20 protein-coding genes are annotated in these 24,922 nt (G+C 63.0%); 6 read left to right on the top strand and 14 right to left on the bottom strand.

Going from position 1 to position 24,922, the window contains the following annotated elements; genetic code table 11:
• The first annotated feature begins 50 nt into the window (after nucleotides 1–50).
• Both queG and KIO76_RS03910 read left to right on the top strand, forming a co-directional pair.
• The gene (queG, locus tag KIO76_RS03905) at nucleotides 51–1,238 is read left to right on the top strand and encodes a tRNA epoxyqueuosine(34) reductase QueG (RefSeq protein WP_249729475.1); all 1,188 of its coding nucleotides are present in this window, start codon (nucleotides 51–53) and stop codon (nucleotides 1,236–1,238) included.
• Entirely contained in the window at nucleotides 1,235–2,164 is a 930-nt protein-coding gene (locus KIO76_RS03910; RefSeq protein WP_213321559.1) for a Rossmann-fold NAD(P)-binding domain-containing protein, read from the top strand. The genes queG and KIO76_RS03910 overlap by 4 nt, the downstream gene beginning before the upstream one ends.
• On the opposite strand, the gene olsB is transcribed toward KIO76_RS03910, so the two are convergent.
• The 3 genes from olsB to KIO76_RS03925 all read right to left on the bottom strand — a co-directional run bounded on the left by olsB (nucleotide 2,156) and on the right by KIO76_RS03925 (nucleotide 7,188).
• Nucleotides 2,156–3,094, bottom strand: a complete 939-nt coding sequence (olsB, locus tag KIO76_RS03915) for a l-ornithine N(alpha)-acyltransferase (protein WP_502761873.1) — start codon at nucleotides 3,092–3,094, stop codon at nucleotides 2,156–2,158. The genes KIO76_RS03910 and olsB overlap by 9 nt on opposite strands.
• A gap of 352 nt (nucleotides 3,095–3,446) precedes the next feature.
• Nucleotides 3,447–5,543 carry an ATP-binding protein gene (locus KIO76_RS03920; protein WP_213321561.1) on the bottom strand — a complete coding sequence of 699 codons (2,097 nt, stop codon included), beginning with the start codon at nucleotides 5,541–5,543 and terminating at the stop codon, nucleotides 3,447–3,449.
• Between the two features lie 106 nt (nucleotides 5,544–5,649).
• Entirely contained in the window at nucleotides 5,650–7,188 is a 1,539-nt protein-coding gene (locus KIO76_RS03925; RefSeq protein WP_213321562.1) for a YifB family Mg chelatase-like AAA ATPase, read from the bottom strand.
• A gap of 197 nt (nucleotides 7,189–7,385) precedes the next feature.
• Here KIO76_RS03925 and KIO76_RS03930 point away from each other — a divergent pair, with 197 nt between their 5' ends.
• Nucleotides 7,386–7,955 (top strand): NUDIX hydrolase, encoded by a 570-nt coding sequence (locus KIO76_RS03930; protein ID WP_213321563.1) that lies wholly within the window; start codon nucleotides 7,386–7,388, stop codon nucleotides 7,953–7,955.
• 39 nt (nucleotides 7,956–7,994) lie between these two features.
• On the opposite strand, the gene mutS is transcribed toward KIO76_RS03930, so the two are convergent.
• The gene (gene mutS, locus KIO76_RS03935; RefSeq protein ID WP_213321564.1) at nucleotides 7,995–10,766 is read right to left on the bottom strand and encodes a DNA mismatch repair protein MutS; all 2,772 of its coding nucleotides are present in this window, start codon (nucleotides 10,764–10,766) and stop codon (nucleotides 7,995–7,997) included.
• Nucleotides 10,767–10,923: 157 nt separating this feature from the next.
• Between mutS and KIO76_RS03940 the strand changes: the two genes are divergently transcribed.
• Nucleotides 10,924–13,206, top strand: a complete 2,283-nt coding sequence (locus tag KIO76_RS03940; RefSeq protein WP_213321565.1) for an NADP-dependent malic enzyme — start codon at nucleotides 10,924–10,926, stop codon at nucleotides 13,204–13,206.
• Between the two features lie 81 nt (nucleotides 13,207–13,287).
• On the opposite strand, the gene KIO76_RS03945 is transcribed toward KIO76_RS03940, so the two are convergent.
• Entirely contained in the window at nucleotides 13,288–13,761 is a 474-nt protein-coding gene (locus tag KIO76_RS03945; RefSeq protein ID WP_249729476.1) for a DoxX family protein, read from the bottom strand.
• 238 nt (nucleotides 13,762–13,999) lie between these two features.
• Nucleotides 14,000–15,091 carry an ATP-dependent DNA helicase gene (locus KIO76_RS03950; protein WP_213321566.1) on the bottom strand — a complete coding sequence of 364 codons (1,092 nt, stop codon included), beginning with the start codon at nucleotides 15,089–15,091 and terminating at the stop codon, nucleotides 14,000–14,002.
• A gap of 280 nt (nucleotides 15,092–15,371) precedes the next feature.
• On the opposite strand from KIO76_RS03950, the gene mepA reads away from it, so the two are divergent.
• Entirely contained in the window at nucleotides 15,372–16,352 is a 981-nt protein-coding gene (gene mepA / locus KIO76_RS03955; protein ID WP_502761874.1) for a penicillin-insensitive murein endopeptidase, read from the top strand.
• Nucleotides 16,353–16,442: 90 nt separating this feature from the next.
• Here mepA and KIO76_RS03960 read toward each other — a convergent pair whose 3' ends face one another.
• The 5 genes from KIO76_RS03960 to KIO76_RS03980 all read right to left on the bottom strand — a co-directional run bounded on the left by KIO76_RS03960 (nucleotide 16,443) and on the right by KIO76_RS03980 (nucleotide 19,664).
• Nucleotides 16,443–16,943 carry a TIGR00645 family protein gene (locus KIO76_RS03960; protein WP_213321567.1) on the bottom strand — a complete coding sequence of 167 codons (501 nt, stop codon included), beginning with the start codon at nucleotides 16,941–16,943 and terminating at the stop codon, nucleotides 16,443–16,445.
• Between the two features lie 106 nt (nucleotides 16,944–17,049).
• The gene (gene msrA / locus KIO76_RS03965) at nucleotides 17,050–17,700 is read right to left on the bottom strand and encodes a peptide-methionine (S)-S-oxide reductase MsrA (RefSeq protein WP_213321568.1); all 651 of its coding nucleotides are present in this window, start codon (nucleotides 17,698–17,700) and stop codon (nucleotides 17,050–17,052) included.
• A 61-nt stretch (nucleotides 17,701–17,761) separates the two neighbouring features.
• Entirely contained in the window at nucleotides 17,762–18,082 is a 321-nt protein-coding gene (locus KIO76_RS03970) for a hypothetical protein (RefSeq protein WP_213321569.1), read from the bottom strand.
• Nucleotides 18,083–18,263: 181 nt separating this feature from the next.
• Nucleotides 18,264–19,295, bottom strand: coding sequence for an LLM class flavin-dependent oxidoreductase (locus KIO76_RS03975; protein WP_213321570.1), 1,032 nt, complete (start codon nucleotides 19,293–19,295; stop codon nucleotides 18,264–18,266).
• A gap of 141 nt (nucleotides 19,296–19,436) precedes the next feature.
• Nucleotides 19,437–19,664 (bottom strand): hypothetical protein, encoded by a 228-nt coding sequence (locus tag KIO76_RS03980; protein ID WP_213321571.1) that lies wholly within the window; start codon nucleotides 19,662–19,664, stop codon nucleotides 19,437–19,439.
• Between the two features lie 407 nt (nucleotides 19,665–20,071).
• Between KIO76_RS03980 and KIO76_RS03985 the strand changes: the two genes are divergently transcribed.
• Nucleotides 20,072–21,451 (top strand): MFS transporter, encoded by a 1,380-nt coding sequence (locus KIO76_RS03985; protein WP_213321572.1) that lies wholly within the window; start codon nucleotides 20,072–20,074, stop codon nucleotides 21,449–21,451.
• 66 nt (nucleotides 21,452–21,517) lie between these two features.
• On the opposite strand, the gene KIO76_RS03990 is transcribed toward KIO76_RS03985, so the two are convergent.
• From KIO76_RS03990 to KIO76_RS04000, 3 genes are read right to left on the bottom strand one after another with little or no spacing between them, the layout of a single operon-like run.
• Nucleotides 21,518–23,257 carry an ABC transporter ATP-binding protein/permease gene (locus KIO76_RS03990; protein ID WP_213321573.1) on the bottom strand — a complete coding sequence of 580 codons (1,740 nt, stop codon included), beginning with the start codon at nucleotides 23,255–23,257 and terminating at the stop codon, nucleotides 21,518–21,520.
• Nucleotides 23,254–24,168 carry a ChaN family lipoprotein gene (locus tag KIO76_RS03995; protein WP_213321574.1) on the bottom strand — a complete coding sequence of 305 codons (915 nt, stop codon included), beginning with the start codon at nucleotides 24,166–24,168 and terminating at the stop codon, nucleotides 23,254–23,256. The genes KIO76_RS03990 and KIO76_RS03995 overlap by 4 nt, the downstream gene beginning before the upstream one ends.
• Before the next feature lie 17 nt (nucleotides 24,169–24,185).
• Nucleotides 24,186–24,905: a ChuX/HutX family heme-like substrate-binding protein gene (locus KIO76_RS04000; RefSeq protein ID WP_213321575.1), complete on the bottom strand. Its 720-nt coding sequence runs from the start codon at nucleotides 24,903–24,905 to the stop codon at nucleotides 24,186–24,188.
• Nucleotides 24,906–24,922 lie beyond the last annotated feature (17 nt).

Below are 24,922 nucleotides of genomic sequence, written 5' to 3' on the forward strand. Positions count from 1 at the left end.
CCGCTCGCTTCGAGCCGAGCGCCCCACCGCAGCAAGCTGCCACCCGCGCGATGGCAGGCCTGCGACGCGCGCTAATCGACCGTGCCCGCCAGATGGGCTTCGACGACGTGCGTATCACGCATCCCGACGCCATCCCGGATGCGCCTGAACGCCTCGCGGCCTGGCTTGAAGCAGGCTACGCTGGCAGCATGACCTGGATGGGTGAGACGCCAGATCGCCGAGCCGATCCGCGCGCGCTGTGGTCTGAAGTGCGCTCGGTCATAATGCTCGGCATGAACTATGGCCCTTCTGGCGATCCTCTCGCTTCGTTGGCTCTGCAGAACCGGGCGACGATCTCGGTCTATGCCCGCAACCGTGACTATCACGACGTTATCAAGGGCAAGCTCAAGCAAGTGGCCGGCTTCTTGGCGTCCTCCGGGGGCGCGGATGTCAAGGTCTTCGTCGATACCGCCCCGGTCATGGAAAAGCCGCTCGCGGAAGCCGCCGGCTTGGGATGGCAGGGAAAGCACAGTGTGCTCGTTTCGCGGTCGTTCGGCAGCTGGCTCTTCCTCGGGGCAATTTTCACGACCGCGGAACTTCCCGTCGACGAGCCTGGCTCGCCGCTTTGCGGCAGCTGCCGGCGCTGTCTCACGATTTGCCCAACGGAGGCGTTCCCCGCCCCCTATCAGCTGGATGCGCGACGCTGCATCTCGTATCTGACGATCGAGCACAAGGGGCCGATCGATCGAGACCTTCGTCCTCTGATGGGCAACCGCGTGTTCGGCTGTGACGACTGCCTCGCGGTCTGTCCCTGGAACAAATTCGCCGAGGCCGGGCGCGAGGCTAAGATCGTCGCCGGCGCCGAGTATGAGGCCCCCGCCCTGGCCGATCTTGCGGAGCTCGATGATAAAGCCTTCCGCCTGCGCTTTGCCGGCTCGCCCGTGAAACGCACCGGCCGTGATCGCTTCTTGCGCAATGTGCTGATCGCCATCGGCAATTCAGGGGACCCGAACATGGCGCCAGTGGCCCAGGCCAAGCTCGAGGAAGACAACCCGCTGGTTCGCGGCGCCGCGGTATGGGCCTTGTCCCGCCTCCTGCCCGCCGAGGGTTTCGCTGCGCTCCTTCCCCGCTACGCAGCGGGCGAGGCGGACGAAAGTGTCATTGCCGAATGGCATGCTGGCTTGGAGATTGAGAGCTCGCATGGAATTGGATCCGCGTCCTGCGGCCTCTCCACCGCGACGCCCGGGGAAGGACAATGAAGCTCTTCGTATTTGGGCTGGGGTTTTCCGCGCGGGCTTTCATCAGGCTTTTTGGTTCTGAGTTCACGGCGCTCGCTGGTACCTATCGCAGCCAAAACCATGCAGCAGCGCCTGAGCCACTCGCCATCGACCTCTTCAGCTTCACTGGAACGGAAACGGCCGACCCGGCGATTTCAGCCTGGCTTGCCAAAGCCGATGGCGTCCTGGTCAGCGTGCCGCCCGGGGCAGATGGTTGCCCGGCGCTCCGCGCCTTCGGTCCTCAGATCGCATCTTGCCGCAACATCCGCTGGATCGGCTATCTCTCGACGGTCGGTGTCTACGGGGATCACGGCGGCGCTTGGGTGAACGAGACAACGGCGCTCGTTACGCACAATGCCCGCTCGCTCCTCCGCATAGGGGCGGAGAAATCCTGGACGAGTCTCGCGGAATCTGCGAACCGCGCGCTCGACATCCTGCGCCTGCCGGGTATCTATGGCCCTGGACGCAACGCTCTCGCCGATCTCGCCGCCGGCCGTGCGCGGCGCATTGCAAGACAGGGGCAGGTCTTCAACCGGATCCATGCGGATGATATCGCGGCTACGCTCGCAGCGCTCACCGCTCGCGCAGCCGTAGAACGGTATCAATCTCGCGTCAGCATCTACAATGTCAGCGACGACGAGCCCGCTCCTCAGGCTGACGTGATCACCTATGCCGCTGGCCTGCTAGGGGTGCCGCCGCCTCCCGAAACCACGCTGGAGGAAGCCGGCCTCTCCCCGATGGGCCTAAGCTTCTGGACCGAGAACAAGCGCGTCAATAACACCAAGCTCAAGACCGAGCTTGGTGTTCGCCTCGCCTACCCCAATTATCGAACGGGTTTGGACGCACTATTCGCCGCAGGAGAGGGACGACCGGCGGCACATAGAACGACCGCCGTATCCTCAGGCTGATTGGCGATTGGCCGTCGCGCCGAAATGCTCGATGTAGCGCGGATTGATAGTGGGCACCGGCAACATGACCAGGACATCCGTGGTCCCGAACTGGCGGTCGATGACCGCTCCTTCACCGAACGTCGCGCCGAGCCGTAAATAGCCTTTCACCAGGGGCGGCAGGCTGTGCAGCGCCGCCTTGGTATCCAGGCTCGCAGCCGGCATCCTGTCCATGGCGACGAAGCGCTCCGGCAGCGCACGGACGCGCCAGGGCTCCGGCGACAGCGCATGGTGATGCAGGAAACTCAAGGGCGTCGCGAGCCGCTCCGGGTCCGTGCCCTCAAGGCTGGCACATCCGAACATGACGTCGACACGGTGACGGCGGACGTAAGCCCAGATGCCATACCACAACAATTCCACTGTGCGCTTGTTGCGATAGGGCTTCATGACACAGGAACGGCCGAGCTCCAGGAAGCGCAACTGAGGGTTGCTGTCTGTGAGCTTCGTGATCTCGAATTCGCCCGCCGTATAGAAGCCGAAATTGCGGTCCGCGACCTCCTGGCGCAGGAGGCGATACGTGCCGACGACCTGGGGCGTAGCCGCACGGAAGGGGCGGCGCGGTGCGTCATGGTCCAGCACGAGCAGATGGTCGCAGATGGCGTCGTAGTCGTCCACATCACGCCGCGCGATCATAGAGGCAGCATTGGGGACCGCTGACATCTCGTCGTAGAAAACGCGGTAACGCAGACGCTGCGCCTGCTTCAATTCCTTCTTGGTCGTGGCCAGTCTCACCTCGAGTGATCCCATGCGGCCCAGAACAGGCTCGGTGTGGTCAGACAGTGACGCGGATGCCAAGCGTCCTACACTCCAATTACCCGGCGCCCAGTTGGACGGTGTCCAGGTTGACGGCAAGAATTTGCCGGCTATGGCACCCAAAGCGCCCGCGGGCACTTTGTCCACCCATGCCTTCTTCGACTGAAGGGGACCCTGGACCATCCAATAATCCTCGGTTGCATCCGATATCGCCAACGATTCGCGGGCGATCGAAGTCCCACCAAACCGACGCATGCTATGCTTTCTACAGTGTTGTGACAATGACGTGTCGACCGCGGGCACCCCACGGATTAAGGCCTTTAAACAGCTGCCTTTCCGTCTGCTGTACACGGGGTTGCCGATTTTGGGGCCAATGGAGAGTTTCCCATTCCGGAGTAGGCATGCCAGGAAGCCGGCACATCATTCCGTTGGCCGGCTATGGTCACGCACCAGCGGGAAAATCGAGGTCCAGACCTAAAGGCGGGCTAACTCACATTACCTCGCGCTGTTGCTGCACTGGCAGCCAAGCCTTGAGCTTGGCGCGATCCAGAGGTTTGGCGAGAAAGCCATCCGCCCCCGCCCTGAGCGCAGCCTGGCGATCTTCCGCGAATGCGTTCGCAGTGAGCATAACGATGGGCAGACGCTTCTTGTCGTCCCCCTCCAAGGCTCGGATCTGCCTGACCACCTCAAGACCATCGAGTTCCGGCATGCGAACGTCGAGCAGGGCGAGATCATAAGCTGGCATGCGACCTGCGAGCATACCCTTGGCAAACCCTAGCGCACGGCGACCATCGCGCGCCCAGTCGACCTTTGCGCCGAAATGCTCGAGCGCCTTCAGAGTCAGCAGCGCGTTGATCTCATTGTCTTCGGCCAGGAGGACACGTGCAGTCTGTCCTGTCGTCTGCAGCCCCGCCGACATTCGCTCTGCCGCAAGAGCGCTTTGATGCTGGACGAGTTCTCCGCCGACCCATCCGTCAATTTGCTGGAAGAGCGAGCGTGTGCGAACCGGCTTGATCAGGAAAACGTCGAACCCTGCCGCCGACGGCAGCCCGAAATCACGCCTCTCGAACGGTGAGAGCAGAATTATGGTCCGCCAGGCACCAGCCCTCCGCGCCGCGGCAGCCAGCCGGCGAGCCCGCTCGTCGCCAAGCGCACAATCAATGATCGCGATGTCGAGCCCCTCAGCCATCGCCGTTATCGCCTGCTCCTCTGTCGCGACGACCGTCAGCGTTCCGCCAGCAGCTTTGAGCTGGCTGGCGAGGAAGGGTGCCTCAAAGGGGGAGTCCGCAGCTATCAGAATGCGTTGCCCAGTCAGCTCGGGCCGCACGATCACGTCAGCGGGATCACTTGTGCGAGCCACCTCGAGCGGGATGTCGAGAGTGAAGGTCGAGCCCTTGCCAAGCACGCTTTCGACAGTAATGGCGCCGTCCATACCCTCGGCGATCCGGCGGCTGATGGCAAGTCCCAGACCCGTACCACCCTGTCGTCGTCCCGTCGGCTCGTCCACCTGCTCGAACTCGCCAAAAATGTCCTGCAGTCGCGAGGCGGGAATGCCCGTACCGGTATCGAGGATGCTGAGACGAAGCCGGCCCTCCCCGGCCAGTTCCGCGCGAATCCCCACGCCCCCCTTGTCCGTGAACTTGACCGCATTGCCAGCGAGATTCATGAGTACCTGGCGCAGGCGATCAGCATCTCCCATGATGCGGGCGGGCACGTCCTCGGCAATATAGGTCGCGATCTCGACATTCTTGCCCTGGGCTCGCGGCGCGAGCAGCTCGACCACGCTCTCGATCAGCGCGCGCAAATTAAAGGGCGCCCGAGTCAAATCAAGCTTTCCGGCCTCGATCTTCGAGAAGTCCAGGATTTCGTCGATGAGCGACAGCAGGACGTCACCAGACGTTCGGATAGCACGGACATATGTCGCCTGCTCCGGATCGAGATGGGTTTCGCCCAAGAGATCGGCCATGCCGAGAATCCCGTTCAACGGCGTCCTGACTTCGTGACTGACGGTGGCCAGGAAGCGGGATTTGGCCACATTCGCGGCCTCTGCCTTGCGCCTTCCCTCCTCCAGCGCCTGCTCCGAAGTCACCCGGTCGGTGACGTCTCTACCGATGCGTTGCCATTCGGGCCCGCGAGAGGTCTCAATGACCGTCTCTTCCCAGGCGATCCAGCGCATTCCTTGCGCCGTATGGAGCTCTTCATCGATCCGCTGACTGCGAACCGCGCCGTCAGTGGACGGTGTTATATCCTTCACGACCGAAGTGAGAGGCGCGCCCTTCAGATCCTCCCGCTCCTGCCCCATGAGCTTCGCGAAAGCTTCGTTGGCATAGGTGATCCGACGGTCGCTATCATAGCGAAGGATGAACTCGCTCCTCACCTCGGCCAGGCTGCGATAACGCATCTCCGAGGCAAGCAACATCTGGTTTCGACCTACGAGATCCACCAGCTCGGCCTCCACAGCCGCAAGGCGTCGTGCCATGACGCGGCGCGAATGGTAGGCCAACCCGATCAAAGTAGCTGCAACAACGAGAATAGCCCCGACAAGCCACGGGTCCTGCCAGATCGTGTTGAACGCGTCGTTGCTCATGCCGCAGCCGTATTCCGAGGGGAATTCGGCGGAGTATTGCCGCGGGACATTGATAATGCATTGTCATAATTGCTGAATGCGCAATTAAGCTTATCAATCGAATGTGTCATGCTGCGGCCGGAACGCGATCGAGGACTGAGCGGTATGATAGTGCCTCTGCAAGATGAACATGCCTCAAATGAGCAGCGCCGTCGAGATCAGCAAGAGTTAAAGCGAGTTTCAAAACGCGGTGATAACCGCGTGCCGTCAACTTCATGGAATCGGCAGCCTGCCGCAGCAGGGCCAGACCAGCCGCGTCGGGCCGCGCGATGTCATCGAGAACAGCCGCTGGGCAAGCCGCATTCGTCAAAATTCCGTCGAGTTTGAGCGAGCGATAACGTTCCTCTTGGATCCGGCGTGCGGCCGCGACACGGCTGGCCACCTCGGCCGAGCCCTCCGCCGGAGGTGGCTGGATGAGATCGGCCGCCGTCACCGCAGGCATCTCGATGACGAGATCGATACGATCGAGAAATGGGCCGGACAATCGCGCCTGATATTGCGCCATGCAGCGCTCGTTGGGCTGGCGCCGGCACGCGTAGCCCGGCTCGGTCGCCCGGCCACAGCGGCAAGGATTCATCGCCGCGATCAGCTGAAAACGAGCTGGATAGACGACACGATGATTGGCCCGCGCGATCAGGACCTCGCCGGACTCCAGTGGCTGGCGCAAGCTGTCCAGCACCTGCGGCTGGAACTCCGGCAACTCGTCCAGAAAGAGCACGCCCTGATGCGCGAGCGAAACCTCGCCGGGTCGGGCGTGCAATCCACCCCCGACGAGCGCGGCCATGGAAGCCGAGTGGTGCGGAGCTCGAAAAGGACGCCGGTCGGTCAGGCTGCCTCCCGCGAGAAGGCCCGCGACCGAGTGGATCATGGAAACGTCGAGCAATTCGCGCGGACCAAGCGGCGGCAGAATGGATGGCAGGCGCTGCGCCAGCATTGACTTGCCGGCCCCGGGCGGTCCGCTCATCAGCATGTTGTGCCCCCCGGCCGCCGCGATCTCCAGCGCGCGCTTTGCGGTCTCCTGACCCTTGATGTCGCGCAAATCCGGCAGCGCCCCTGAAGGCTTCGCCACGGCGGGCAGCGGGCGCGACAAAACCTGCGTGCCCTTGAAATGATTGGCAAGCTGTATGAGCGAGACCGGGGCGACGATCTCACCGTCGCGGCTGGCCCAGGCTGCCTCCGCCCCACAAGCGGCCGGGCAGATCAGCCCCTGTCCACGGCCGTAGGCGCCGATGGCAGCTGGTAACACTCCAGACACAGCCGCAATGCTTCCGTCCAGGGCAAGCTCCCCCAGAACGGTGAAACCTGACAGCGCATCGTCCGGGATCGCGCCGATCGCCGCCATGATGCCGAGCGCGATCGGCAGGTCATAATGCGAGCCTTCCTTGGGGAGATCGGCTGGAGCCAGATTAACGGTGATGCGCTTGGCCGGCAAAGCCAGGCCTGACGCGATCAGGGCCGAGCGCACGCGCTCACGCGATTCCGCGACAGCCTTGTCCGGCAAACCGACGATCGTGAAGCCCACGGTTCCGGGCGCGATCTGCACCTGCACATCGACCGCGCGCGACTCGATACCCTCGAGCGCGACAGTCGCGACCCGCGTCACCATTCCACGCTCCCCCGTGGCCGTACGGACGTCCCCCGACGTCCTTCAGGCAATCCTAAGCAGGACTGGCGGCGGTATCAAGGATGGTAACAACCCAGCTTAAGAGATCGAATCCGGTTCACCTTTTGCACTTGGGAAAGGGCCGCCAGCCGCCTACAACGGGCCGCAGCCCGTACCCTTGGCGACAGATGGCCGACCTCATGCAAGAGTTGCCGTTCCTTGACCGTCTCGCAACCCTCGTCGCCCGTTATCGGACGGAGATGGCGGAGCCTCGCGAGCATCTGGCGCTGTTGCGTTGGCAGATTGCGGAACGACATGCCCTTGATGACCGCACGACCATGCCCGGACACGTGACGACGAGCGCGATTATCGTGTCGCCTGATCATGCCAATATCCTGCTGATCGACCACAAGACGATCGGCCGCTGGTTGCAACCCGGGGGACATTACGAGCCCGCTGCCTCTTTTAGTCTCTCCGCAGCGCGTGAAGCCGTTGAGGAGACCGCCGTTCGGGGCCTTGTACTGCATCCATGGCATCGCGGAGGGGACATTCCCTTCGCCATCGACAGTCACGACGTGCCCGGAAAGCCAGCGCGCGCAGAACCCGATCACATCCATCACGACCTGCAGTACCTCTTCCTCGCCGACCCGTCCCTGCCCTTGATCGCTCAGGAGGATGAGGTGCATGCGGCGCTTTGGAAGCCCATCGCCGAGCTTGCGGCGATCGCGCCAAGGGCGGCGCGCCGACTTAGCGCCTTGCCGTCCGCCTGAGCACGCATGACCCACCTGATGCCCAGGTGCATGGCCTCGTCATACGCCGGCTGAAAGCCCCTTCAGTCGATAGAGCGCCTCCAGGGCCTCACGCGGCGTCATGTCGTCCGGATCTATCCCCGCAAGCGCCTCGCGCAGGAGATCCGGCCCAGCAACAGCCGGCGGTGGGGCCGCCGGTTTCAGCGTCGCCGCGAACAGGGGCAAATCGTCGATCAGGGCGGAGACAGGCTTTTCCCGCTCAGTCCTCTCCAACTGGTCCAGGACCTCGCGCGCTCTTGCAATCACCGGGGCCGGCAGGCCCGCGAGCTTCGCCACCTGGATGCCATAGCTGCGATCGGCCGCTCCCGGCACCACCTCATGCAGGAAGACCACGTCACCATGCCAGTCCGTGACGCGCATGGTGGCGTTGCTGACATTGTCGAGCCGGTCGGCAAGCGCCGTCAGCTCGTGATAATGGGTCGCGAACAGCGCACGGCTGCGGTTGACCGCCTCCAGATGCTCCACTGCCGCCCAGGCAATTGACAGGCCATCGAACGTGGCGGTGCCGCGGCCGATCTCGTCGAGGATGACCAGCGAGCGCGGCCCGGCTTGGTTGAGGATGGCGGCCGTCTCAATCATCTCCACCATGAAGGTGGAGCGGCCGCGTGCCAGATCGTCCGCGGCGCCAACCCGGGAGAACAGGCGGTCGACGATGCCGATGCGCGCCGCCCGCGCGGGCACAAAAGCGCCCATCTGCGCCAGCACCACGATCAGCGCGTTCTGGCGCAGATAGGTCGATTTACCGGCCATGTTGGGGCCGGTAATCAGGGTGACGGCGCCGCTCTTGCCGCCGGGCGCGGTGAGATCGCAATCGTTGGCGACGAAGGTGCCGCCGCTCGCCTTGAGCGCGGCCTCGACCACCGGATGGCGACCGCCCTCGATGCGGAACGTGAGGCTCTCTTCGATCTCCGGCCGGCTCCAGCCGAGGTCGGCGGCGAGATCCGCGAGCCCGGCCGTCACGTCGACGAGGCCGAGCGCATCCGCTGCCCGTTTGATCGGCTCCGCATTGGCCGCAACTGCTGCGACCAGTTCGTCGAATATCGCCAGTTCCAGCCGTACGGCGCGATCCGCCGCTGAGGCGATCTTGGCCTCGAGCTCGCCGAGTTCGACCGTGGAGAAACGCATCGTGCCGGCCATGGTCTGCCGGTGCACGAACAGGTCATTCAAGGGCGGCTTGAGAAAATCCTCACCCGCCGCCTGCGGCACCTCGACGAAATAGCCGAGCACGTTGTTGTGCTTGACCTTGAGCGTCCGACACCCTGTTTCGCTGACGTAGCGAGCTTGCAGCGCCGCGATGAAACGGCGCGAATCGGCCTGGAGCAGCCGCGCCTCGTCGAGCGCCGCAAGATGGCCTGCCCGCACGAAGCCGCCGTCGCGCTTCAGAAGCGGCAGTTCATCGGCGAGCGCGGCTTGAAGCTGGCTTGCAAGCTCAGGCGCGAGATCAGCAAGCGCGGCGGCAGCGCTGCTGAGCTCCGCCGGGCGGCCGGCCGCGTTCGGCAAATCGCCGGCTTTTTCGCCGTGCCCCTCGGACAAGAGGCCGGCCACAACATCGGCGACGCCCAAGCCGTCACGCAGGGCAGCAAGGTCTCGTGGCCCGCCGCGGCCGAGCGCAAGTCGCGAGAGCGCGCGCGCCATGTCGGGCGCCGCGCGAAGGCGAGCGCGGAGCCCCTCGCGGAGAAAGGCGCGATCAACGAGATAAGCCACGGCATCGTGGCGCGCGCGGATCACCGCGAGGTCCGTCGAAGGGCCTGCCAGGCGCTCCGCGAGCAAGCGCCCGCCAGCCGAAGTCAAAGTGCGGTCGACGGCAGCCAGGAGGCTGCCGCCGCGCTCTCCGGACAAAGTCCGTGTGAGTTCGAGATTGGCGCGGGTCGCGGCGTCGATGAGGAGCGTGCCGCCCGCCGCTTCACGCGCGGGTGGCGAGAGCGGCGGCCGGGAGCCGAGCTGGGTCCGGTCGACGTAGCCGAGGACGAGCGCCGCCGCCGCCACCTCGGTCCGTGTGAAGGCACCGAAGGCATCGAGACTGGCCACGCCAAAATAGTCTTTCAGGCGCCGGTCGGCCGAAGCCGCATCAAGGCCATCGCGAGCCATCGGCGTGATGGAGGTTCGGAGCTCACGCCAAAGCGGCGCGAGTTCAGGATCATCGATCAGGACATCCGGCACCAGAAGTTCGCGCGGGTCGAGACGCGCGAGATCGGAGGCAAGCTGGCCGGCTTCGACCTCGGCCACGGTAAAGCGCCCCGTCGAGATGTCGATTGCTGCGAGGCCGTAGACGAAAGCCTGGTCGCCAGCGCGCCGACGGGTGACCGCGACGAGGAGGTTCGCGCGGGCCGGGTCAAGCAGGCTCTCCTCGGTGATGGTGCCGGGTGTGACAAGGCGGACCACCCCACGCGCGACGACAGACTTGCCGCCGCGCTTCCTGGCCTCCGCGGGATCCTCGGTCTGCTCGCAGACGGCGACCCGGTGCCCCGCGGCGATGAGACGCTGGAGGTAGTCCTCCGCCTTCTCCACTGGGACGCCGCACATCGGGATGTCTTCGCCGAGGTGCTTGCCGCGCTTGGTCAGCACGATGCCGAGCGTTCGCGAGGCTATCTCAGCATCCTCGAAGAACAGTTCGTAGAAATCGCCCATCCTGTAGAACAGAAGGCAATTGGGATGCGCGAGCTTGATCTCGGTATATTGAGCCATCATCGGCGTCACGCGGCCGTCTGCCGCAGCTGAGCCCGGCTTGTTCACTTCACGCGGCGTTGCTTTGTATTCGAATGGCCCGTTCATGGCCGGACCGTAGCAAAGCCGCGGCCGGCTTTCATCGTTCTGGCAGGACACTTTTGAAGGAAACAGTGGAGAACGCGCCTTGAGCGCGCACCCTCACCTGCGTAAGGTCGCGCTCCGGCCGGGATAAAGTAACGCAACGGGAGGTCTGTATAAGCCCATGAATGATAAGAAACGCGTGTCGCGCCCCACATTCACTGATCAGGAAGCATTGCAGTTCCACTCCCAGGGGCGTCCCGGCAAGCTCGAAGTGGTCGCCACGAAGCCAATGGCGACCCAGCGTGACCTTTCGCTCGCCTATTCGCCGGGTGTCGCGGTTCCCGTGCGAGCTATTGCCGAGAACCCCAGCCTTGCCTTCGACTACACGACGCGCGGCAATCTCGTGGCTGTCATCTCCAACGGCACCGCGATCCTCGGCCTTGGCAATCTCGGCGCGCTCGCCTCGAAGCCGGTTATGGAAGGCAAGGCTGTCCTGTTCAAGCGCTTCGCGGATGTCGATTCCATCGACCTCGAGGTCGACACGGAGGATGCAGAGACCTTCATCAACTGCGTCCGCTATCTCGGGCCCTCCTTCGGCGGCATCAATCTTGAAGATATCAAAGCCCCGGAATGCTTCATCATCGAAGAAAAGCTCCGGGAACTCATGGACATCCCCGTTTTCCATGACGACCAACACGGCACCGCGATCATCGCGGCCGCAGGCCTCGTCAATGCGCTGCATCTGACCAATCGCGACGTCAAGAATACCAAGCTCGTGGTAAACGGCGCCGGCTCTGCAGGCATTGCCTGTATCGAGCTTCTGAAAGCCATGGGTTTCGCGCCGAACAACGTCATCCTGTGCGACACCAAGGGCGTCATCTATCGCGGTCGCACCGAGGGGATGAACCAATGGAAATCCGCCCACGCAGCCGAAACCTCCGACCGCACGCTGGCCGATGCCATGCGTGGGGCCGATGCGGTGTTCGGCCTCTCGGCCAAAGGCGCGCTCACCGCCGAAATGGTGGCCAGCATGGCGCCGAACCCGATCATCTTCGCGATGGCCAATCCGGACCCCGAGATCACGCCCGAGGAAGTCGCCGCTATCCGTGACGACGCCATTATGGCCACTGGTCGTTCGGACTACGTCAATCAGGTCAATAACGTCCTCGGCTTCCCCTATATCTTCCGCGGCGCGCTCGATGTGCATGCGACGACCATCAACATGGAGATGAAGATCGCGGCGGCCGAGGCTTTGGCCGCCCTGGCGCGCGAGGACGTGCCGGACGAGGTGGCTGCGGCCTATCAGGGCGCGCGCCCCCGTTTCGGCCGGGACTACATCATACCCGTGCCGTTTGATCCGCGCCTCATCCACGTCATTCCGCCGGCGGTAGCGAAGGCGGCGATGGAGACCGGCGTCGCCCGTCGGCCGATCACCGACATGCGCGTCTACAAGGCGCAATTGTCGGCGCGGCGCGATCCTGTCGCCGGCACGCTCAACCGCGTGTTTGAGCGGGTGCGCCGCGCGCCGAAGCGGGTTGTCTTCGCCGAGGGTGAGGAGGAGCAAGTCATCCGCGCCGCGGCGTCCTTCGTCAACCAGGGCCTCGGCACCGCGATCCTCGTCGGGCGCGAGGACCGTGTGAGGGAGACCGCCTCGCTCGCCGGCATCGACCTCAGCGGCCGCAACGGCATCGAGATCCACAACGCGCGCCTGTCCCATCGCAACGCGGTCTATGCGCAGTTCCTCTACGAGCGGCTGCAGCGCGAGGGTTATCTGTTCCGCGACTGTCAGCGGCTGGTGAACCAGGACCGCAATCACTTCGGCGCCGCCATGGTCGCGATGGGGGATGCCGATGCGATGGTGACGGGTGTCACCCGCAACTACTCGATCGCCTTGGAGGATGTGCGTCGCGTCATTGACGTCAAGCCAGGCCACAGGGTGATCGGCGTTTCGATCGCGCTGGCGCGCGGTCGCACCGTGCTGGTGGCCGATACCGCCATCACCGAGATGCCGAATGCGCAGGAGCTTGCCGATATCGCCGTCGAAGCGGCCGGCGTTGCCAAGCGACTGGGCTATGAACCTCGGGTCGCGCTGCTTGCCTTCTCTACCTTCGGGCATCCGAAGGGAGAGCGCTCCGAGCGCGTGCAGGAGGCCGTACGCATTCTCGACAAGCGGCGCTGCGACTTCGAATATGACGGCGAGATGGCGGCCGATGTCGCGCTCAACCGCGATCTCATGTCCGTCTACCCGTTCTGCCGGCTGACCGGGCCTGCGAATGTGCTGGTCATGCCGGCTTTCCACTCCGCCTCGATCTCGACCAAGATGCTGCAGGAGCTCGGCGGATCAACCGTGCTCGGCCCGCTGATTGTCGGCCTCGACAAGGCAGTCCAGATCGTGCCGCTCGGAGCCAAAGACAGCGATATCGTCAATATGGCGGCCCTCGCGGCGTACAATATCGGCGGATAAGGGCTGCCGTCTCCTCATTCTCGATAAAAAAAATGGCCGGGCAGTGCCCGGCCATCATCTTTTTGAGGAGAGCGAGTGCCCTCACACCTCGCGGCCGATAGCGCGATCGACCGACATCGCACCTCCGCCGCGGGCGATGATGGCGAGCAGCATCGCCGACCACAGGATGGACTTTTCCGAGCCCATGTAGCCCTGCCCCATGACGATCCAGTGGAAGTAGATCGTGACCAGCAGGATGATGAGCGCCACGATGGCGGCCGGACGCGTCAGGAAGCCAAGAATCAGCAGCACGCCCGTTCCGAACTCGCTGAACGACAGCAGAGGCGACCATAGCACTCCTGGGACAAAGCCGATGCGCTCGACCATGTCGACCGCGCCGAACGGATTGATCACCTTGCCCCAGCCGTGGGCCACCAGTGCGATCCCCGTGACGATCCGCAGAATGACGTCCGCTGGCACTGCGAGAGCGGCCCAGAGGCCGCCAAGCGCCGGAATGACAAGCTCGCCACCACCGGCCCGTGATGGATTCGTTCGCGACATGCGGTCAACAGCCATGAAAGCGCCTCCTTGCGCGCTTGCCCTCGAAATATGGACAAGCATCACTGCGGGGAGAGGCTGAATTTGCAAGCCATGATCACATGGCTTTCAACACTATGCCATCACCTTGGTGTGAAGACATCGTCGATTCACACCAATATTGCCGAATAGATTTAAATGAAACCAACTTGAGCTACCATGAAGAGCGAAGGGCTTCTCACCGCTGACGCTTCATCTGGGCTATTGTTGAACAATTCTAGGATACAATAGTAATGCGCTCCGCAGCACGTGTCAGGCCGGTATAAAGCCACCGGCTGGCATGCTCTCTAAAGGCAAAGGCCTCGTCGAAGAGCACCACCTCGTCCCACTGGGAGCCCTGGGCCTTGTGCACGGTGAGTGCATAGCCATAGGTAAATTCGTCGGCATTGCGCCGGATGGCGAAGGGGACGCTCTCCTCTTCGCCTTCGAAGAATTCCCGTGGCACGCTGACCTCCGTCGTCCGCCGCGTGGTTTCATCATCCGGCGTCACATCCATCTTCACCAAGCCTTTCTGCTCGCCCTTGAGCTGCTTGATGAGCCAGGTGCCGCCGTTGAATAGCCCTTTGGTCTTGTTGTTCTTCAGGCAGACAAGCTTCTCGCCGGCAGCGGGCATGGCATCACGGAATCCCAGGAGCGAGCGCATGCGGGCGTTGTACATCCGGCGTGTCTTGTTCATGCCGAGCAAGACCTGATCGGCACGCATCACGGCCGGCGCATCGATGTCGCGGCGTGAGATCACCCGGCTTTCGCCAAATTGGCCGTGGGTGAGGTTCCCTCCCTCGCGCACCACCATCGACATGTGGATGATCGGATTGTCGCGAGCCTGCCGGTGCACCTCCGTCAGCATAAGGTCAGGCTCGGCCTCCGTGAAATAGCCGCCGCCCTTAACGGGCGGCAGCTGCGCGGGATCGCCCAAGACCAGCACCGGAACACCGAACGACAGAAGGTCACGCCCCAGTTCCTCGTCCACCATCGAGCATTCGTCGATGATGATGAGCTCAGCGTCAGCGGCCGCGCTCTGACGGTTGATGACGAAGGAAGGCCCCTCCTCCTTGGACCCCCGTGAGCGGTAGATCAGGCTGTGGATGGTTGTCGCCCCCTCGCAACCCTTCGAGCGCAGCACCGAGGCAGCCTTGCCGGTAAAAGCGCCGAAGGCGACATCCCCGTCGATGCCCTCCGCGATATGCCGCGCAAGCGTCGTCTTGCCCGTCCCCGCATAGCCGAACAGGCGGAAGACCTGGGCGTCACGACGCTTCAACCATGCGGCAACCGCTTTCAGGGCATCATCTTGTTGAGGCGACCAGCTCATAATGTGCTCACAACGAATGGCTCAGGACGAATAATGACTGGTGAAAGCCGGGCAAACACGTACATCGCCCGGGCCGGTTGGAAAGATCGTGGCTGATCGTCATAGAATGCAGGGGGCCAGCAGAAAAGCCCACGGCTGACTAACGAATAAAAGACATATTTATCAACAATTGCCGAGGGACGTCCACCGGTGGCGGCAGCTGATGCAAATGGCTGATTCGGACCGGCCACTATCATTCCGGCCTGGTAACGACTTGCAGAGGGAGTGCTTGCGAATGACGATGACGCCTTTTCGGTCCGTGCAGAGCCCAGGGGCAGGTCGCGTGTTCAGGCGGTTGGCGCTCGCCGGACTTCTCATGGCGCTCACCACGGTCGTCGGCCATCAGGCCGCTCTTGCCCAGGAGAATGCAGCCGAAGAGGCGGCGCGCCGGAAGGCCGCCCTTTCCAAACTGCCAGCGGATGCAGCCCAACGACGCTTCGGCACCACCCCTCTGCCTTCGGCCGGCAAGGCTGCCGTCTTCGGCTTCTATTCCCTCGGCTGCCTCTCCGGCGGGGTCATGCTGCCACCGGACGGGCCGACGTGGCAGGTCATGCGGCTGTCGCGCAATCGCAACTGGGGCCACCCGGCGCTCGTTGAATTTCTGCAGAACTTCGCGGCCAAGGTACCATCGACCACCGGCTGGCCGGGCATCCTTGTCGGCGACATGGGCCAACCGCGCGGCGGTCCGATGCTGACCGGCCACGCCTCCCACCAGATCGGCCTCGACGCCGACATCTGGCTGACAGGCATGCCGGCAAGCCGCCTCAGCGCTGGCGCCCGGGAAGAAGTCTCAGCCATTAATGTCGTGAGAAGCGACTGGAACGATATCGATCCGTCACGCTGGACGCCGAGCCATATGGCGCTCCTGAAAACCGCCGCGTCTTACAGGCAGGTCGAGCGGGTTCTCGTCAACCCCGCTATCAAGCGCGCGCTGTGCCGCGACGCGGGCTCCGACCGCCGCTGGCTCTCGAAGATACGGCCGACGCCTGGGCACAACTACCATTTCCACATTCGCCTCGCCTGCCCGGCCGGCGAGACGGCGTGCCGCAAACAGGCTCCACCGCCAACGAGCGACGGTTGCGGGGCGGAGCTCGACTGGTGGTTCAGCGCGGAAGCGCGCCGGCCGAAGCCCTACAGGCCAGCGCCGCCGCTAATGGTGGCGGACTTACCGGCCCAGTGCCGCGCGGTGATCGATAGCCCAGCGGCGGCGGCTCGGAACTAGGCCGCGCGTCCGGAACGCCCGTTCCCCTGCCCTTGTCGGAGGATAAGAACGAGAACCGCAAACCAGGTCCCATCGGGACCTGAACGCCACTCATTTCGCCTTTTCACCGGCGATGCGATCCGTCAGCGCCAGGAAGACACCGGAGCCGACGAAGACGACGTGGATGCCGACGAGCCACATCAACTCGCGGTCGCTCACGTTGGCGACATTCATGAAGGCCTTGAGAAGCTGTATGGCGGAGATTGCGACGATCGACGACATCAGCTTGAGCTTCAAGCCGGAAAAGTCGATCTTGCCCATCCATTCCGGCCAGTCCTTATGATCATTCGCGTCGATCTTCGACACGAAGTTCTCGTAGCCAGAGAAGATCACGATCACCACGAGCGAGCCGGTGAAGGTCAGGTCGACCAGCGTCAGGATGCCGAGGATGATGTCTGATTCTTTGCCGGAGAACACAATCGGCAGAAAATGCACGAGCTCCAGCATCGTCTTGATGAGGAGCCCCGCCAGCCCAAGGACCAGCGCGACATAAAAAGGCGCAAGCAGCCACCGGCTGGCGAACAGGAAGCGCTCAAGCACTCTCTCGATCATAAAGTCTCCATCACAAAAGGGGCGCCACCTTTGTGTGGTGCCCCTTGCACATCAACCCCCCGGCGCGATCCTCGTCTTGAGCCGGCTCTATGTCATCCGCGTGACCTCAGGCCGCGATACCCGTGCCTATGGCGCAGCTCACGCCGGTGCCACCGAGGCCGCAGTAGCCAGCGGGATTCTTCGCCAGATATTGCTGGTGATAGGCTTCCGCGAAATAGAAAGGTGGGCGTTCCGCGATCTCTGTCGTGATCGGGGGATACCCCGCCACCCTGAGCGCTTCGCCATAGGTTCGCCGTGTCGCCTCGACGAGCGCGAGCTCGGCCTCCCCTGTCACATAGACCGCCGAACGATACTGGGTACCAATGTCGTTGCCCTGCCGCATGCCTTGAGTCGGATCGTGATTCTCCCAGAAAACACGCAGCAGGTCTGCGAGATCGACCCCCTTTTCATAGACGATCTGCACCACCTCCGTGTGCCCGGTGAGGCCGCTGCAGACCTCCTCATAGGTCGGATTGGGCGTCACGCCGCCCGCATAGCCGACGGCCGTGACATAGACGCCGGGCAGGCTCCAGAACTTTCGCTCTGCCCCCCAGAAGCAGCCCATGCCGAACAGCACCCGCTTGCTGCCTTCGGGATAGGGACCCGCCAGAAAATGTCCATTCACGAAATGAGTCTGCGCGGTCGCGATCGGCTCCGCCCGACCTGGAAGAGCCTCGTTGGCACCAGGCAGGACCGATGATTTACGGAACAATCCCATGATGCTTCTCCTCATGCCAGACATGTGGGAGGGCATACGACGCGGCGCGAGATCCTGCCCCTCATCGCAAGGGCTTGAACAGAAACGGATCCGCTGGTCGCCGGCCGAGCCACAACAGCAGAATGCCCAGAATGGCGCCAACAGCCGAGGTCGGCAAGGTCAGCACGCTGTTTGTGATAAGCCGCTGCACCGCCTCCGGCAGATGCGTGCTCATCCATGGCAGGAAATGCGGGAAGAGGGACGGTAGCGCCGCCTCGAGCGTGGTGGCTAGGGAGGTGGAGACAAACTCGCTATTGGCAATGCCCCGCGCTCCGTCGATGACAAAAGCGACGAATCCACCAGTCAGGAGGATAAAGCCGATGAAGCGAAGCAGTGCACGCATTCGCGCGAAATCATCCTCCAGACGGCCCGGCGCAATCTGCCGGCTTCCCGCCACCCATCCAAACAGCTCCATTCGGTCGCACCGGAGCAAGGGCTCATCGGCGCGACCGAATGCTCAGCGACCAGATCTAACGATGCACGGCGGGGGTCGCAAGGGGGTCACATGAGGCTCGCGGCTCCCATCACGCCAGCATGTCACGCACCAGAGGCACGACCTTGCTGCCATAGAGTTCTATGCTCCGCATCATCTTATCGTGCGGCAAGGGACCGGCACTGTATTTCATATCGAAGCGCGTGATGTTGAGAGCCTTTGCGGTCGCCGCGATCTTCCGCGCCACCGTTTCCGGGGAGCCCACATAAAGCGATCCCCGCGCCACCTCCTGCTTGAACTCCCCCTCACCCATGGGAGGCCAGCCGCGCTCCGCGCCGATCTGGTCACGCATACGCTTATAATCCGGAAACAGTTCCTCCTGCGCCTTAGCGTCCGTATCCGCCACATAGCCAGGCGAATGCACGCCGATCGGCGGAAGTGGCCGCTCCAGCTGCTCGCAGGCACGCCCGTAGAGGTCCACATAGGAGCGGAACCGCGAGGGGTCTCCACCAATGATGGCGAGCATTAGCGGCAGCCCATAGCGAGCCGCACGAACGACAGATTCGGGGCTCCCGCCCACGCCGATCCAGGTTTTCAGCGTGCCGTGCTCAACCTGGGGATAAACCCTCTGGTCCTTTAGCGGAGGACGCGTCGTTCCCTGCCACGTCACGGCCTCCTGCTTCAGGAGAGCCGCAAAGAGATCGAGCTTTTCCTCGAACAGCCGCTCATAGTCGCGGAGCTCGTAACCGAACAGTGGGAAGGATTCGGTGAACGAGCCTCGGCCGAGGATCACCTCCGCGCGCCCTTTCGAGAGGGCGTCGACTGTCGCGAAGCGTTGGAAAACGCGGATCGGATCATCCGAACTCAGGACAGTGACCGCAGACCCCAACCGGATCTGGCTGGTGCGCGCGGCAATCGCCGCGAGCACCACCTCCGGCGCGGAGACTGCGAAATCGGCGCGATGGTGCTCGCCCACACCGATGAAGTCGATGCCGAGCTGGTCAGCGAGAACGGCCTCATCGACGAGATTGCGGATAACCTCGGCCTGGGGCAGCAGAGAGCCGTCTTCCCGACGCGTCACGTCGCCGAAAGTGTCAAGTCCGAGTTCAAGATGCTTTGCCATGTCGTGCCTGCCGATCGTTCCGCTTCACCGGATCCTGTCTAGGAAGGGAAGCCATTCGGTTGCCCACCCGTCGAGCAAAGCACGTAATGTCGATCAGCTTGAAGTAAAGCCCCGAACAGCATCAGGACTTTGCAACCATGCTTAAATGAGTTTGCGTCCACGCAATGCAACGAGGGACTTTAGATCATAGTAGTCGCCATACATCGTCGCCTCATCAATACCGAGGCCATGCCGCAGATCGGCGGTGGAATGCAGCAGGAGCCCGCCCTCGTCGCCGCCGTTGCGGCACGCCGCGGAAAGAGCCTGGAGAAGACGCGCCGCGGCCGCGCGGTGCTTCGGCTTTCCCGTGCTGTCACGGAGCTCTGGCAACCGTCGCTCATTAAAAGATGTAAATCGCGGGTATATCATCAAATCTGCCCCCCTGGCGCGTACGCACGTGACGACGGATGCGCTCAAACGACAAGATACAGGGCAATTCCGCAGTTAGGACTTTCTCGGCACCCATCTCTACATCTGCCTTTACATATTTTCTCTGTACATTCGACAATTGCTGCACGGCGAACGGCACAGAATGCAACGCGCCATAGCGGCGCGGCGCGTACTGCATCGCGCCAACAGGGCGCCCGCAGTGGACAAGTATGCGCGCGAACCTCGCAATAATGCAGCGCAATAGACCCGCAGGAGGCGCGCCCGCCGCTCATGACTCGTGTGCGGCTTGAGGACACCTGCCCTCTTGCTTGATCTGGAACGCGCATCAACCGATGAAAGAGGGATATATGGCTGTAGCGCTTGCGCCTCAATCCAGGCCGACCCATGTCGTTCTGGCCAGCCTCGTCGGCACCGCGATCGAGTGGTACGATTTCTACATCTACGGAATAGCGGCGGCCTTGGTCCTAGGCCCGCAATTCTTCCCCGGCATGTCCGATACATCAGCAATGCTTGCCGCTTTCGCCACATTCGGCGTGGGGTTCATTGCACGGCCGATCGGCGCCGCGCTCTTCGGACACTATGGCGACCGGGTGGGTCGAAAGAATGCACTGGTCATTTCATTGATGCTGATGGCCATCGGCACCTTCGCTGTTGGTCTGCTCCCCAACTACGACAGCATTGGCGTTGCCGCGCCGCTCGCCCTCGTGGCGCTACGCTTCATACAGGGCCTCGGCATCGGTGGGGAATGGGGCGGCGCCGCACTCATGACCGCCGAATATGCGCCACACAAGCGGCGCGGCCTTTACGTCAGCTGGGCCCAATTCGGCAGCCCCGCCGGGCTGCTCCTGGCAAACGGCGTATTCCTTGGGGTCCGCGGCATGATGAGCGCGGACCAATTTGCCGACTGGGGCTGGCGCATTCCCTTCCTGCTCAGTCTTGTGCTCGTCGCCGTCGGATGGGTTATCCGCCACACCCTGCACGAGACGCCGGCCTTCGAGAAAGCGCAGAGCGAAGGGCGCATCGAGCAGCTGCCTCTTGTGACCGTCATGCTGCGCTACAAGCGTCCGCTGTTCCTGGTCGCTGGCGCCTATGTCCTGAACAACACTGTCTTCTTCATCGTGACGACCTACACGCTCGCGCACGCGCAAGCACTGCCTTCCCTCGGCGACACGACGCAGATCGCCCTCATCGCGCAGATTGTCGGTGGTCTGACCCTTGCGGTCGGCGTCGTAGCCTTTTCCTGGCTCTCCGACACCATCGGCCGCAAGCGTGTCATCCTGCCTTTCTATTTCGGCTGGATGCTCTGGATCTGGCCGATGTTTTGGCTCATCGACCTGGGCACGCCTGTTGCCTTCATCACGGCGATCGCCATCGGCACATTCATGACCTCTGCCTATGGGCCGCTCGGGGCTTTCATGCTCGAGCAGTTCGACACCCGGGTTCGTTACACGGGCGCCGGAGTGGGCCAGCAACTCGGGTCTATTCTTGGCGGGGGCATGGCGCCCATGATCGCCGTTCAGCTCAACGCGGTCGGCGGCATCACCGCCGTGCAGAGCTATGTCGTCGCCGTCGCGGTTGTCAGCGCCGGCTGCGTCATGCTGCTGCGCGAAAGTGCGTCCCTAACCACAGATCAGCTCGACGATCATATCGCGCCCCTCGGCTCTCAAGTGGGTAAGGGCGAGATGGCGAGCATACCCCTCGCGTTGCAAGCCGAGGGAGCGGGCTGAGCTGCAAGGCTGTTTGCCTCCTCCACATCATTCAGCCTGACGCGAGAGGCTAGGTATCGAAAGGGATCAGGCCGTCTTCAGGGCCATGGCCGGCGAAGGAGCGCCGGCCTCCCGACTGCCAGGCGCGATATTCACACGCCGCAGCGGCCCGAGCCCGGCAGGTTCGCGATGCGCCACAACAACAAAGGTCGTTAGCGGCAACATCTCGCGAAGCAAAGTGAAGAGATCGCGCTCGGCCTGTGCGTCCAGCGCACTGGTGGGCTCGTCCAAGAACGCCCAGTTCGGCCGGATTGCGAGCAGCCGGGCAATCATCAAGCGTTGCATCTCCCCGCCGGACAGGCCCTGCGGCTTGTCCCCTACCCCTCCTTCCGCGGCGTTGCGTAGGGCGGCGAGCCGGTGGGTCAGGCCGACTTTGGCGAGCACGTTCTCGATCCATCCCGGTGGGAAATCACGCGGATCGTGGGGATAGACTGCTGCCGCGGCGAGATCGTCGAGCGGCAGATAGGGCTTCTGCGGCAAGAAAAAGGGCGGGTCGATGGGCGTCGCTATCTGCCCCGCCCCGTGAGGCCAGAGCCCCGCTATGGTCTTGAGAAGCGTGCTTTTGCCAGCGCCCGAGGCGCCGCTCAACCAGATGCATTCTCCCCGCGCAATGCGGATATCCGGCAGCTGGACCAATGCCCGCCCTTCCGGATCGCGCACGATAACCTCGCGCAGGCTTACAGTGTCCCCCGCGTCGCGCACATGCTCGAAGCCGGAGCGTCGCGCGGCGTGCTCCTCTGCGATTTGCAGGAAATTGCTGAGACGTGAGCTCGTCGCGGCGAGCTCCGCTAGATCTTTATAGGAAAAAATGAACCACGACAGTGTCGTCACCACATTGGAGAACGCATTGGCGATTTGCATCAAGCCGCCGAGCGTCAGCTTTCCCGCCAGAAAAGCCGGCAGAGCGAGGAAAAGCGGAATGCGCAGCACCGTCGACATATAGGGACGAACGAAAAAGCCGAGGATCAGCTCTCGCCCGATGAGACGCCGCCAGTTATCGATGATCCGGCCAAAACGGCCGTCGAAATGGCGCCTCTCAGCGGCCTCTCCACCGGCGAGCGCCACTTCATCATAGGCTTCACGCATGCGCGCCAGAGAGAAGCGGAAGTCGGCCTCACGCTTCTGTTGCTCAAAACTCAGCCTCTTGAGCGGGCGGCCCAGAAGATGGGTAATTAAACTACCGACAGCGACGTAGATGGGGGCAGCCCACACCATATAGCGGGGAATTTCGATGGATAGCCCCGCTATTATGAAAGCGAGAGGAAACGTGCTTAGCGCCCAGAGCAAGCTGACATACGAGAACAGCGCAATGATATTGCCGGCGACATCAAGACCTTCCTGGGTAAACCTCTCAACAAAGATCCGGCAGTCATCAGCGATACGCTGGTCGGGGTTGTCGATTCTTCGATCCCCGGCAAGGTGCCAGTAGCTCTTATGCGACAGCCAGCGGTCTAGTGACGCTGAGGTCAAAGCACGACGCCAGCGTATCTGAACGATCTTGCGGAGGTAGCTTGCAGCCAAAAATACGGTTGCGCTCGAGCCGATGATCAAGAAGAAGACGCCAACTTGACGAACCGCTTCGCCGCTATCGAGCTTCTGTAAGGCGTCATAAAAGACCGCATTCCAAGCGATCAACTTCAGATTGATCTGAATCGAAACGATGTTCAGCAAGAAAACGCAGACAAAAAAGAAAAGGCCGACCTTGCCGCCAGGGCCCTTGACGGCAAGGCCGACCAGCCATGCCATCTGGCGGAAAAGGCGGATCACGATCGAGCGCCCTCTGCGGGAGACTGCGGGCCCGCCGGGCGCTTGGCGCGCCATGAACTAGGCGGCTCGGGCCGATCCAAGCGGAAGATGGCGTCCGCTATCCCGACAATGGTGCCGGCATCCTGGGTGTCCGCTTCACTCGGCAATAGCACTGACACGTCGGTGATGCCGAGGTCACGCAGTTGATAGGGCGTGCCATGTCCATATTCGAGATGGCCTCGCCCGATGATTCCAACCACGAGCGAAATCGGCCGCTCGTCAAGAGCTCGCGCAATGTTGCAAGCAAAGGCGCGGTCCCATGTCTGCTGAGCGCGGACGAAACGGTCGAAAGCGGGATCGTCGGCGCTCTGCGCCAAGCCACCCGGACCGCTCGCGCGCCCGCGTCCCACGAGATTGAAGAGATACTGCCGATAAGCGGAGGTCGCGGGGGCCGAAGGCGTCAACCCGTCGCGCTCACTCTCGGAGATAGCGTCCCAGCCTTCCTTGCCGACCCGCGTCACGAGCGGGCGATAACAGTTCAAGGCGAGCATGGGGACTTTCTGCTGGCGGCAGAAATGGAAGATCGGCAGGTACAACGCGGCATCGAAACCCCAGACATCGTTCCATTCCGACCGGACCAGAAAGGTCTCTGTGTCCATTTCACCATCCACCCAGGCGTCAAGCACCGGCTGGAGACGACGTGGAAACATCTCGAACCCGACCGCCATGGCCGGATTGAGTACATGCAGAAAGGCGATGACGTGGAGCTGCCAGCGATGAATCTCTGCGACATCATGTGTCTCGCCGAGCAGCACCGCACGCCGGAAGGCGGCCTTCTGCAGAACCGGCCGCTGATCCACTAGGCTCCCCGTCGCCGGATCGAGCCATGTCCCCCGCGGGTGGGAAACAACCTTTGCCTCGGAGGTCGTCATCGCCGTCAACCCCATGCTCAGAACTTGGAAAAGACGGCTGCCGGACCACGCACGCTGAGACCGATCAGCTCGCCCCCGGCATTCTCCGCCTCCAACACGATCGCGTCGCTTTCGTTACGACGGCGCCATCCTGCGACCGAACCGCCGCGCAGATGCAGATGGAAATCAGGCTGCATCACATTGATGAAGCCCATGCCGGGCTTCACCGCTGCCACAACGCCTTGCCAACTCTGCACGATGCCGGGACGCGCGAGCGTGATGGAGATCGGCTCCCCACCCTCACGAGCAGCCTCGAAGGCGAGCATGCCGGGATCGCCCTCCTCGAAGGTTGCCGGCTCGCGGGCTGGCTTCTCCACTTCCGGAAGGGGCGTACCGCCGCCGAGCGGCGCAAGACCCGTGTCGAAGGGATCAAGGCCCGCCATGCCGATGATGCTGAAAAGCACCTCGCCATCAGCATTCTGGAAGTCGAGCCGTGGCAGGACCATGTCCTTCATGCGTCCCGTCCGGTCGACCACCACGGACGCGACCGCGGCGACATCGATGCGAGAGTCATGCGCCGCACCGCGGCAACGGACAATGCCATCCTCTGCCCCGACCGATTCGACAGGGCCAATACGTTCGTGCGTTGCCCCGCCGTGGCGTGCGGTCAGCATCACGCTGCCCATCTGCGGGAGGCAATGGAGCACGGCCGCCGCATCTCGGCTGAGTTCGGCGCGGACGGGAGTTTCAGTCGTCATGTCAAAAAGCCTATCTC

It is taken from the genome of Chelatococcus sp. YT9 (assembly GCF_018398315.1).
Lineage (GTDB): Bacteria > Pseudomonadota > Alphaproteobacteria > Rhizobiales > Beijerinckiaceae > Chelatococcus.

Bases quoted from the DNA above. Each gene is read 5' to 3' on its own strand.
- KIO76_RS03995 (WP_213321574.1), bottom strand. From the start codon at position 24,168: ATGACGACCTCCGAGGCAAAGGTTGTTTCCCACCCGCGGGGGACATGG.
- KIO76_RS03925 (WP_213321562.1), bottom strand. From the start codon at position 7,188: ATGGTGACGCGGGTCGCGACTGTCGCGCTCGAGGGTATCGAGTCGCGC.
- mepA (WP_502761874.1), top strand. From the start codon at position 15,372: ATGACGCCTTTTCGGTCCGTGCAGAGCCCAGGGGCAGGTCGCGTGTTC.
- KIO76_RS03930 (WP_213321563.1), top strand. From the start codon at position 7,386: ATGCAAGAGTTGCCGTTCCTTGACCGTCTCGCAACCCTCGTCGCCCGT.
- KIO76_RS03960 (WP_213321567.1), bottom strand. From the start codon at position 16,943: ATGATCGAGAGAGTGCTTGAGCGCTTCCTGTTCGCCAGCCGGTGGCTG.
- queG (WP_249729475.1), top strand. From the start codon at position 51: ATGGCAGGCCTGCGACGCGCGCTAATCGACCGTGCCCGCCAGATGGGC.
- KIO76_RS03970 (WP_213321569.1), bottom strand. From the start codon at position 18,082: ATGCGTGCACTGCTTCGCTTCATCGGCTTTATCCTCCTGACTGGTGGA.
- KIO76_RS03975 (WP_213321570.1), bottom strand. From the start codon at position 19,295: ATGGCAAAGCATCTTGAACTCGGACTTGACACTTTCGGCGACGTGACG.
- KIO76_RS03945 (WP_249729476.1), bottom strand. From the start codon at position 13,761: ATGGCTGTTGACCGCATGTCGCGAACGAATCCATCACGGGCCGGTGGT.
- KIO76_RS03940 (WP_213321565.1), top strand. From the start codon at position 10,924: ATGAATGATAAGAAACGCGTGTCGCGCCCCACATTCACTGATCAGGAA.
- KIO76_RS03950 (WP_213321566.1), bottom strand. From the start codon at position 15,091: ATGAGCTGGTCGCCTCAACAAGATGATGCCCTGAAAGCGGTTGCCGCA.
- KIO76_RS04000 (WP_213321575.1), bottom strand. From the start codon at position 24,905: ATGACGACTGAAACTCCCGTCCGCGCCGAACTCAGCCGAGATGCGGCG.
- KIO76_RS03985 (WP_213321572.1), top strand. From the start codon at position 20,072: ATGGCTGTAGCGCTTGCGCCTCAATCCAGGCCGACCCATGTCGTTCTG.
- msrA (WP_213321568.1), bottom strand. From the start codon at position 17,700: ATGGGATTGTTCCGTAAATCATCGGTCCTGCCTGGTGCCAACGAGGCT.
- KIO76_RS03910 (WP_213321559.1), top strand. From the start codon at position 1,235: ATGAAGCTCTTCGTATTTGGGCTGGGGTTTTCCGCGCGGGCTTTCATC.
- mutS (WP_213321564.1), bottom strand. From the start codon at position 10,766: ATGAACGGGCCATTCGAATACAAAGCAACGCCGCGTGAAGTGAACAAG.
- KIO76_RS03920 (WP_213321561.1), bottom strand. From the start codon at position 5,543: ATGAGCAACGACGCGTTCAACACGATCTGGCAGGACCCGTGGCTTGTC.